We start from the raw sequence: 758 nt of genomic DNA, 5'->3' as shown, positions 1-758 counted from the left end.
GGCTTCGCTGCCGGTCGCTGAATGGGCTCGGTGATCGCGTCGCGGGCGGCATCGGCAAACTCCACTGTGGTCGCGTATCGCTGGTCGGGGTCTTTGGCCATGCCGGTCGCGATGACCTCGTCGACAGCGGGAGGCACATTGGGTTGGGTGGTCGAGGGTCGCGGCGGGGGGGTACTCAGGTGTGCGGCGACCAGGCGCGCCATCGTGTCTTCCTCGAAGGGCGGGTGTCCGGTCAGGCTTTCAAATAGCACGCAGGCCAGCGAGTAGATGTCGGCGCGGGCATCTTCTGTTCTGTTATCTAACCGCTCGGGTGCGATGTACTGAAAGGTGCCAATCATATGGCCGGACTTGGTCATTCGCGTTTCATCCAGGGCGCGGGCGATCCCGAAATCGATCAGGTAGGCGAAGTCGTTGCGGTCGAGCAGGATGTTGGAGGGTTTGATGTCGCGGTGCAGCAGACCCACCTCGTGGGCGGCGTGCAGAGCTTCAGCGACCTGGCCGATGATGTGTACCGCGCGCGCGGGTTCCAACGGCCCGTCAGCCAGCAGGGTCTGCAGGTCGCGGCCCTCGACCAGGCGCATGTCGACATACAGGCGGCCGTCGATTTCGCCGTAGTGATGGATCGGGATGACGTGCGGGCTGTTCAACCGCGCCGCCGCGTGGGCTTCGCGGCGGAATCGGCCCTGAAAGTCGTCGTCCTCCGACAGATTCGCCGGCAACAACTTGAGGGCCACGATCCGGTCGGTGTCGGTGTCATG

Annotated in this window: 1 protein-coding gene; it reads right to left on the bottom strand. The window is 64.5% G+C overall.

Translation table 11 applies throughout. From position 1 onward, the window contains the following. A partial coding sequence (locus tag A5791_RS02160; protein ID WP_156660953.1) for a serine/threonine-protein kinase occupies nt 1-758 on the bottom strand: 758 nt, incomplete at both ends.

The sequence above is a fragment of the Mycobacterium sp. 852002-51163_SCH5372311 genome, from assembly GCF_001667115.1.
Classification (GTDB): domain Bacteria; phylum Actinomycetota; class Actinomycetes; order Mycobacteriales; family Mycobacteriaceae; genus Mycobacterium.
This window is presented reverse-complemented; position numbering and strand designations above follow the sequence as displayed.